Annotated in this window: 14 protein-coding genes; 8 read left to right on the top strand and 6 right to left on the bottom strand. The window is 57.2% G+C overall.

Annotated features, from left to right (window positions below; genetic code table 11):
- Positions 1–59: 59 nt before the first annotated feature.
- Positions 60–389: a hypothetical protein gene (locus APR53_06215; protein KQC03023.1), complete on the bottom strand. Its 330-nt coding sequence runs from the start codon at positions 387–389 to the stop codon at positions 60–62.
- Positions 390–588: 199 nt separating this feature from the next.
- On the opposite strand from APR53_06215, the gene APR53_06210 reads away from it, so the two are divergent.
- Positions 589–771 (top strand): hypothetical protein, encoded by a 183-nt coding sequence (locus APR53_06210; protein ID KQC03024.1) that lies wholly within the window; start codon positions 589–591, stop codon positions 769–771.
- A gap of 319 nt (positions 772–1,090) precedes the next feature.
- Positions 1,091–1,288, top strand: coding sequence for a hypothetical protein (locus APR53_06205; GenBank protein KQC03022.1), 198 nt, complete (start codon positions 1,091–1,093; stop codon positions 1,286–1,288).
- Between the two features lie 45 nt (positions 1,289–1,333).
- Here the strand turns inward: APR53_06205 and APR53_06200 are convergent, their stop codons facing one another.
- The 3 genes from APR53_06200 to APR53_06190 all read right to left on the bottom strand — a co-directional run bounded on the left by APR53_06200 (position 1,334) and on the right by APR53_06190 (position 2,840).
- Positions 1,334–2,023: a glycerophosphodiester phosphodiesterase gene (locus APR53_06200; protein KQC03021.1), complete on the bottom strand. Its 690-nt coding sequence runs from the start codon at positions 2,021–2,023 to the stop codon at positions 1,334–1,336.
- A gap of 29 nt (positions 2,024–2,052) precedes the next feature.
- Positions 2,053–2,388 (bottom strand): cupin, encoded by a 336-nt coding sequence (locus APR53_06195; GenBank protein KQC03020.1) that lies wholly within the window; start codon positions 2,386–2,388, stop codon positions 2,053–2,055.
- Positions 2,389–2,546: 158 nt separating this feature from the next.
- Positions 2,547–2,840: an acylphosphatase gene (locus APR53_06190; GenBank protein KQC03019.1), complete on the bottom strand. Its 294-nt coding sequence runs from the start codon at positions 2,838–2,840 to the stop codon at positions 2,547–2,549.
- A gap of 261 nt (positions 2,841–3,101) precedes the next feature.
- Here APR53_06190 and APR53_06185 point away from each other — a divergent pair, with 261 nt between their 5' ends.
- From APR53_06185 to APR53_06170, 4 genes are all read left to right on the top strand, one after another.
- Entirely contained in the window at positions 3,102–3,437 is a 336-nt protein-coding gene (locus APR53_06185; protein KQC03018.1) for a dinitrogenase iron-molybdenum cofactor biosynthesis protein, read from the top strand.
- A 6-nt stretch (positions 3,438–3,443) separates the two neighbouring features.
- Positions 3,444–4,295, top strand: coding sequence for an ATPase (locus APR53_06180; GenBank protein ID KQC03017.1), 852 nt, complete (start codon positions 3,444–3,446; stop codon positions 4,293–4,295).
- Entirely contained in the window at positions 4,292–5,164 is an 873-nt protein-coding gene (locus APR53_06175; protein ID KQC03016.1) for a (4Fe-4S)-binding protein, read from the top strand. Before APR53_06180 ends, APR53_06175 begins: the two co-directional genes overlap by 4 nt.
- A gap of 71 nt (positions 5,165–5,235) precedes the next feature.
- Positions 5,236–5,571 (top strand): hypothetical protein, encoded by a 336-nt coding sequence (locus tag APR53_06170; protein ID KQC03015.1) that lies wholly within the window; start codon positions 5,236–5,238, stop codon positions 5,569–5,571.
- A 180-nt stretch (positions 5,572–5,751) separates the two neighbouring features.
- On the opposite strand, the gene APR53_06165 is transcribed toward APR53_06170, so the two are convergent.
- Entirely contained in the window at positions 5,752–6,219 is a 468-nt protein-coding gene (locus tag APR53_06165) for a hypothetical protein (GenBank protein KQC03014.1), read from the bottom strand.
- Between the two features lie 56 nt (positions 6,220–6,275).
- Positions 6,276–6,608 carry a hypothetical protein gene (locus tag APR53_06160; GenBank protein ID KQC03013.1) on the bottom strand — a complete coding sequence of 111 codons (333 nt, stop codon included), beginning with the start codon at positions 6,606–6,608 and terminating at the stop codon, positions 6,276–6,278.
- 135 nt (positions 6,609–6,743) lie between these two features.
- On the opposite strand from APR53_06160, the gene APR53_06155 reads away from it, so the two are divergent.
- On the top strand, positions 6,744–7,199 hold the full coding sequence (locus APR53_06155) for a hypothetical protein (protein KQC03012.1): 456 nt from the start codon (positions 6,744–6,746) through the stop codon (positions 7,197–7,199).
- Positions 7,189–7,383, top strand: coding sequence for an XRE family transcriptional regulator (locus APR53_06150; GenBank protein ID KQC03011.1), 195 nt, complete (start codon positions 7,189–7,191; stop codon positions 7,381–7,383). The genes APR53_06155 and APR53_06150 overlap by 11 nt, the downstream gene beginning before the upstream one ends.
- Positions 7,384–7,796: the final 413 nt, after the last annotated feature.

The raw sequence follows: 7,796 nt of genomic DNA, 5'->3' as shown, positions 1-7,796 counted from the left end.
ACCGTTGATTTTTTTATAAAAATTGCTCGGAAAACAGGAAAATACTGTTTTTAAGTCGGTTAGAGATATCCGTTTCTCCGCAGCCATTCAACCTGCGGCTGTGTATAGCGGTAGATGATATCGCATTTTTCGTCCTGAAAACTCCAGGGAATGACGATAAGAACATCGCCCTCGCGGATCCAGACACGCTTTTTTATTTTCCCCTTGATTCTTCCCGTGCGGGTGACACCGTCGAAACACCGGACGCGGATATGGTTTGCGCCGAGCATCAGGTCAGCACTTCCGAACATCTCGCTGTTTCGCTTGTTAGGCAACCGCACTCTTACGATTGCCGGTGGCACCCCGGTATCTTTTTTCTTCCTTGAATTATAATTCGCCAGATATCTCACTCCACAATGAACAAATCACTGTGTACTTAGCGGTGTGAGCATATATCACTTGTCCCGAATTCCGGACGAAATCGGAGATAACCGGGTGCGGATTGTGAGAACCGGCTTTCCGCACACCAAAAAACCATTCCTTTTACACGAACCGGTGCGCCCCCGGGGGACCGGCAGATTCATTCGGGTACGGCCCGGACCAGTACGCATGGAAAAACAGGAAAAATGTCAGATCTGTGGAAAACCTGCGATCGGTATCCAGATACTGGGCTGCTGTTCCCAGGTCGTCTGTGCCGAGCATGCGGATCCTGTTATGGCGGGGATGAAACCGGGCGAAAAGAAGGAGTGGGGCGCCTGTTATTTTTCCCGCTATGCGGACCGGGGCGGGTGAACCGGTCGAGGAAGAGAAAGAATTGCGTCTCCGCGATGCAATAAACTACGATCCCCCGGTAGGCGGGATAGAAGCACTCCCTCGTAATTATGTGTTGATGGATATCCCGTCTTTTTGTGGTTTGTTGTGAAAAATCCCGGCGGTTTCGAGATCAGGATTCAAACTGAAACCGGAGCAATTTGTTAATTCGCCCCTGACGGCAGGAAGGGGAGAAACGGAAGGATTCGATCCCTGAGTTCATTTAGTCCGGCGTGAGAGAACCCGGCATATGCATATCCTCCGACACTTTTATTGCCCCGGATGCCCGCAAAACATCCCTATGTATCAGGTCATCGGCTCGGAAAAGCGTGTGAACGGCGTCGTGGTGGAGTACCGGGGCGACAGCGGATCGGCAACGGCACCGTTTACGTATGCAGAGCTCATCGATCTGCGGATAAATGCCTTCGACCTGCTGGAGCATCCCGGCAACTACCGCGTCGATCCCGCGAACGGCCGGATCCGCGAAACCATCCGGTAAGATAGTTCGGGGGGGTGCTACCGGGGAGACGCGATCCGCCGCCCGTCAGGCAGTCGTCTCCAACCGGGCGATTATCCGGCGGATACGGCAGGGGTCGTCGGTTGCGCATGCGTCCGCGCCACAGTCGTACGCCCGGCTGATCTCTTCCTCATTATTCAGGGTCCATGGTATTACGAGAAGACCCTCGCGGTGAGCCGATGCGACAAGTCCGGGAGTAAGGAGGTCTTTTTTCGGGAGCAGCGCACCGGCCCCCGCCGAGCGGGCGGCCGCGACAGGATCGGGCTGATCGCGCGAGGTGATCAGCCCTGTCGTCGCGTGCGGAAGCAGTACACCGGCACGGGCGATGCTGTCCGCATGAAACGATACAATATACAGCCGGTTGCCGCCCCGTTCTGCGAGCATCGTGCAGATTACGTCTTCCGTCCCCTGCTCCTTGATCTCGACGACAAGGCCGCATGCGCCCCCGACGGTGTCGCAGACCTGCGAGAGCGTGGGGATTCTCTCGCCTTCCCCGGCATCGAGGCGGTGCAGGTCGGAAAAGAGAGTGTTCCGGACGAAGCCCGTTCCGTTCGTGGTCCGGTCAAGGGTCGCGTCATGGATGACGACCGGCAGACCCTCACGGGAGAGGCGGACGTCCACTTCCACGTAATCCGCACAGCGCATTCCTTCCCTGATCGCCCTGAGCGTGTTTTCCGGTGCAACGGCACGGGCACCGCGGTGGCCTATGATCTGCATTTTTCTCCGCCTGTCATCCCGTTTTCTCGCTACTCCCTGATCATGGTCAGCATCATCTTAAACCGTGTCAGCGCAGTGACGGCATGGGGCGCACCGGCCGGAAAGATAATCGTGTCCCCTTCCTTGAGCGCAAAGGTATCGCCCGAGAGCCGGATCTCACACTCTCCCTCCAGGATCGTCACCAGCGCGTCGTAGGGTGCGGTATGCTCGGACAGTCCTTCGTCCTCGTCGAAGGAAAACAATGTGACATTGCCGGCAGGGCGTGAGAGGATCATTCTGCTCGACACCGATCCCTCCTGGTATCCGATGAGATCCTTCAGGTGGATAACCGTTCCTTTCAGTTCCGTTCGTGCTTCGTCCGTCATGCCTTCTCAGTGCCACTGTACGCCGCAGGGAGCAGAAATACCTTCTGGTGTTCCTGATTCGCCGTACCGGGGACCGCAGCAGGAGTGCACCGTGCGGTGTGCGGGTGTCTCAATCCGGCGCTATCGCCGGCAACGCAGTCCTGATACGGATGCGGCTCTCACCGGTGGAGAAGGGGAGTTTTAAGGATAGCAAAGCCGGAAAACCTCCCGGTATATTTCGAGTACCTGACATCGAGATGATCGACACGGGCCAGGGCGGGACCGACACGGCAGTATGCCACCAGCTGTGAAACGGCCGAATCGGAACCTTCGAATACTGCCTCGACACGGCGGTCGGGCAGATTTCTGATCCAGCCGGTGACGCCGGGCCGGTACGCCTCGTCGCGTGTTGCGTCACGAAAATACACGCCCTGGACACGGCCGTCAATCCGGACATGCGCATGCATGTTCATGCTTCTTCCCTGTGGTGAATATGCTCTCCGGGGATAATGACTCTTTGGGGAGCCTTTTCCGGAACCGGGTGCTGCCTGCGCATCACTCAGGGAGGATAACTGCCTGATGGCGGGGATGTGGTGCGCACCTGATAAAAATGCCCGGATATGCCTTGATTCCCCGAGGACTCTCCGTGAAGTCCGGACTGGTGATCGGCGTGTTGCATCTATCCACACCTATATCTGCTCATATGTGCAATAATCGCGGTGAGGTACAACAGTATGCGCATCTGCATAACATCAAAAGGGACGGACCCGCAGGACCCCGTCGAGGAACGCTTTGGAAGATCACCGTATTTTCTGATAATCGACCAGAAAACCGGAAAATGGACTGCGGTAACGAATCCCGTGGCAGCGGATGTGGGCGGAGTCGGACCGCGTGCAGCGCAGCTCCTCGTGGATAACGATGTTTCGGTGGTAATCACCGGCAACGTCGGAGGAAACGCCCGAACCGCACTCGAATCAGCCGGCATCGATGTGTTTCTGGTCAGGGAAGCCGCGACGGCCGCATCGGCGTATGAACTCTACCAGAAAGGCTCGCTCCAGCCGCTGTTCTGAAGTTCCATGGAAATCGCAGTAGCAAGCGGAAAAGGCGGCACCGGCAAGAGTTTTGTTGCAGCCAACCTCGGATATGCCATCTCACAGGAACGGGAGACCGTGCTGGTCGACTGTGACGTTGAAGAGCCGAACCTGCATCTGTTCTTCCCCGGGACCCCGTCGTCGGTTCCGGTAACAACGCGGTTGCCGGTTATTGACGAGGATAGCTGCACTCTTTGCGGGAAGTGCGCCTCTTTCTGCCGGTACGGTGCCCTGACGGTAACGCAATCGGGCGTCCTATTCCTCAAGGATCTCTGCCATTCATGCGGCGGGTGCGAAATCGTCTGCCCGACAGGGGCAATTTCGGAAGAAGAGTCGGTGATCGGGCGTGTGGATACCCTCCGGATACCCCCGCACCTGACCCTGATTTCCGGAATCCTGAATGTCGGCGAGATCAAATCACCCACTGTCATCAAGGCGGCACAGGCGGCGGCGGCCGGATCACCGCTCGTGATCTATGATGCCGCGCCGGGAGTCACCTGCCCGGTCGTTGAAACGCTCATCGGTTGCGATGTCTGTATTCTCGTGACGGAGCCCACACCGTTCGGGCTGCACGATCTGGATCTTGCCGTGCAGCTTGCGGGACTGCTCGGCGTACCGTCGGGTGTTGTCGTGAACCGCAGCACACCGGGGGCGGATGAAGCTCTCCGTTTCTGCGAACGGCATGAGCTGCCGGTGCTGCTCGAAATTCCTTTCGACCGGGAAATAGCACGGATTCACAACCGCGGGGAGATACTCTGCCGGTCGGATACGGCGTGGGCGGAGACATTCCGCGACCTGTTCCACCGGGCCGAAGCGCTTTCGGAGGGGGCTCTGTGATCCGGATTGCCGTGGTCAGCGGGAAAGGCGGCACCGGTAAGACGGTTGTCACCGCCGCACTTGCGGATCTCATTCCCGGTTCGCTCGTGCTTGCCGACTGCGATGTGGACGCAGCGAATCTTTCTCTTGTGATTCCCCATGAAATGAAGTCAGCCCGCCCGTATTTTGGGATGCAGTGTGCGGAAATCGACACTGAAACCTGTACCGGATGCGGGGCGTGCCGTGCTTACTGCCGGTTTGATGCAATCGAAGAGACGGAGAACGGGCTGAAGGTCAACCCGCTCCTGTGCGAAGGATGCGCAGTCTGCGAACTTGTCTGCCCGGAAAGGGCCGTTACGATGAAACCCCGCATGGCGGGAGAGATCTACGCATCATCCACGTCCCGCGGCCCGCTCTCGCACGCACGCCTGTTCCCGGGCGCGGGAACGTCCGGGCTGCTTGTGCAGGAGGTCAAGCAGGCTGCTCTCTCATCATCCGGTGAGATGCCCCTCATGCTCATCGACGGTCCTCCGGGCATCGGATGCCCGGCGATGGCCACGCTCAGCGGGATGGATGCGGTCATTATCGTGACCGAACCCAGCATCTCCGCGGTGCACGATCTCAGGAGGCTGGTGGAGGTATGCCGGGGATTTCAGGTCAGGCTCTTTCTCGTTATCAACCGGGCCGATCTGGATCCGGAGATGACGGCATCCATCCGGGAGTACTGTGCCGATGAGAACATTTCGGTACTGGGCACAATACCGTTTGATCCCGCCGTGCTCTCGGCAGTACGTGCGGGAAAACCGGTGACCGGCGGTTCATCACCCGCGGCTCTGGCGCTTTGCGAGGTCCGCGATGCGCTGTGTGCCGCACTGGGGGTGACGGAATGACGGGCCGACAGGAACCGCGCCGGCAATGTGGGCGGCGGGGGCGCCCCCGTACGGGTGCTGCCCCCCCTCAGGTGCAGGGACGCTGTTTCGAGCCCTGCCGGGTATCCGATGACCCCCGCCGCGTTATCCTGAATCCCGAGGAACTTGAAGCGTTGCGTCTTGTCGATCTCCTTGACATGACGCAGGAAGATGCGGCCGAAAAGTCGGGGATTTCGCGCAGGACACTCTGGAAGGATCTCCACGAGGCTCGAAAAAAAGTCGCGGACGCGCTCGTTAAGGGCATGATCATCGAGATCGAAGGGTGCCCTGAAAGGGCGCCGGACTGTACGTGGCGGATGTCATGCAGACGCGGGCAGCGGTACGGGCAGGCTTTCGGGGAGGGAGATCCCGATCTGTTGCCGGAATAAACATGTTTATTAATTTTTACTCATATGTGTATTAATCACGACGAGGTAATCTGATATGCCAGGATTTGATGGAACAGGGCCGCGGGGTCTTGGGGCACGCACCGGATGGGGATCCGGGCGGTGTCCTCCCCCCGCACCAAACACGACCGTACCGACTGACGAAAATGCACCGCGCCCTCTTCAGGGACCCGTCCCCGGCCAAATTCCGGTGTACGGTGTCGGCCGCGGGGGCGTCCCCCGCGGAGGTGGCCGCGGTTTCTGCCGCGGAGGCCGGGGCAGGATGGGATTTCCGAGGTGATTATACTGAGAATTGCCGTACCTCTTGACGGGAACCAGGTTTCCCCGCATTTTGGCCACGTATCTGAATTTGGTATCTACGACATCGACGGCGAAACGATAGCCCGCCGGTCGGTCCCGAGCCCGGGCCATGAACCGGGGAAACTTCCCGCATTTCTGCATGACCAGGGAGTTACCTGCGTCATTGCCGGCGGCATGGGCCCCCGCGCTGTCGAATTGTTCTGCAACCACGGAATCGATGTGGTTCTGGGTGTTTCCGGGCCGGCAGACGATGCGGTCCGGGCCTATCGTGACGGCACCCTCACGCAGGGCGAGAGTATGTGCCACCATACCGACAGCGAATTTTCGCATTGAGGCCGTAACCGGATACTCTTATTTTTTTGCGTACATCGTATGCACTCATTATCTTATCTTATGCAGGGCACGATTGCCAGTATTTCAGCTGTCGTACTGCCTGAAAGCCTGCCTTTCAGCCCGATGATCTCCGAAATGCTCATGCGGCAGGGCGATCCTGGCAAGATATAACTCTCGTCCAGAAGGTCGAGCCCGCCCCGCATAAAATCCCCGAGCGAAACCTGCAGATACGCCACTCCCGACGGCTTTCTCTGTGACACCGGGCAGACAGTCAGCATGCCGTCCGTTCCCGCCGCAACCACCACGACGGGACGAATTTTGCCGGACCCTTCTCCTCTGAACCGGAAGGGGGCGAGAACGACGTCTCCTGCTGCGTAGTGACTCATATCCGGTTATGTGTCAAGCACCCGGATAAGCGGATTGCTTTATCGATTTTTTCGGGAGTGCCGGAAAGTCCCCGGCTTATTGGATTCGTTAAAAATAATTAACTTATTGTATGACATATTAGACTCTTGTAGCATATGAAACGAAACACATTCTATCTTCTCCTGGGTGTTGTCGGGCTCATTGAGGTGGCGGTATTCTGGTGGTCCGTTGAGGCGCACATGCCTCTTTATATCGAAATTGCGTTCGTTCTCGGCGTAATCGGATTGTATCTGGCAAAACAACGGGTTGAAGAGGTTATTGAAGATGAACGGACGAAAGTGATTACCCAGCAGGCTGCGCTCAGGACGCTGCAGGTCTTCTGGGTGGTGTTTTTTACGATGGCACTCGGCGGAGTCGTTATCGGCCTCGGCGGCCCCCTGCCCCACCTTCCCCGACCCCTCCCCCCGCCTCCCGATATTCCTGTCGGACAGCATATGGGGATATTCGGGGGCATTCAGCTGGCGCTTCTCTGCGTGATGGTGTTTCTCTACGTCGGATTCAGGAGCTATTACGCCCGTAAATACGGGGAGTGGGACGACGATGAAGAATAGGATCAAGGTGTTCCGTGCCATGCACGATCTCACACAGGAAGGGCTCGCAAACGAGCTCGGCGTGACACGGCAGACCATACTTGCAATCGAAAAGGGGAAATACGACCCTTCCCTCGACCTGGCGTTTAAAATCGCGAGATATTTCGATGTCACGATCGAGGAAGTTTTTGAGTACGGCAGCTGAATTTTCTTTCACTCATAAACCGTCATATTTGACGGTGAATTCACTTTTAAAGCTCTGAATTGGGTGCAACGGGATTTCATTCCGGTAGGTTCCGCTTCATACCGCTATGTATCTGTATGTTGTCATAATGGTGTAACTCCTTCACAATTGGTAAGTTATAAATAACATAATGTAAAAGATACTTTACATGGATGTGCCCGAATGGTCACATCCTGTGTATCGAACAGAACTGGAGGAACACGAATGAAATATGGAAGAAACCTTGCCGTGCTTTTTGCCGGATGCGCAGTCATTGCACTGGTCATGGCACCGGCATGTGCTTTTGCCGGTGTCTCCGGCACGCGAAGCACTGCCGAATGTGGTATGGTGGCACCTCTCGACCGGCTCGAAGAGCAGGGGTATGATGTCTCCGC

Source organism: Methanoculleus sp. SDB, from assembly GCA_001412355.1.
GTDB lineage: Archaea > Halobacteriota > Methanomicrobia > Methanomicrobiales > Methanomicrobiaceae > LKUD01.
Note: the sequence above shows the minus strand (reverse complement) of the source record. Positions and strands in the feature narration are given on the sequence as shown.

Coding starts and splice junctions, on each gene's coding strand:
- APR53_06210 (KQC03024.1), top strand. CDS start 589: ATGGAAAAACAGGAAAAATGTCAGATCTGTGGAAAACCTGCGATCGGT.
- APR53_06205 (KQC03022.1), top strand. CDS start 1,091: ATGTATCAGGTCATCGGCTCGGAAAAGCGTGTGAACGGCGTCGTGGTG.
- APR53_06200 (KQC03021.1), bottom strand. CDS start 2,023: ATGCAGATCATAGGCCACCGCGGTGCCCGTGCCGTTGCACCGGAAAAC.
- APR53_06195 (KQC03020.1), bottom strand. CDS start 2,388: ATGACGGACGAAGCACGAACGGAACTGAAAGGAACGGTTATCCACCTG.
- APR53_06190 (KQC03019.1), bottom strand. CDS start 2,840: ATGAACATGCATGCGCATGTCCGGATTGACGGCCGTGTCCAGGGCGTG.
- APR53_06185 (KQC03018.1), top strand. CDS start 3,102: ATGCGCATCTGCATAACATCAAAAGGGACGGACCCGCAGGACCCCGTC.
- APR53_06180 (KQC03017.1), top strand. CDS start 3,444: ATGGAAATCGCAGTAGCAAGCGGAAAAGGCGGCACCGGCAAGAGTTTT.
- APR53_06165 (KQC03014.1), bottom strand. CDS start 6,219: ATGCGAAAATTCGCTGTCGGTATGGTGGCACATACTCTCGCCCTGCGT.
- APR53_06160 (KQC03013.1), bottom strand. CDS start 6,608: ATGAGTCACTACGCAGCAGGAGACGTCGTTCTCGCCCCCTTCCGGTTC.
- APR53_06155 (KQC03012.1), top strand. CDS start 6,744: ATGAAACGAAACACATTCTATCTTCTCCTGGGTGTTGTCGGGCTCATT.
- APR53_06150 (KQC03011.1), top strand. CDS start 7,189: ATGAAGAATAGGATCAAGGTGTTCCGTGCCATGCACGATCTCACACAG.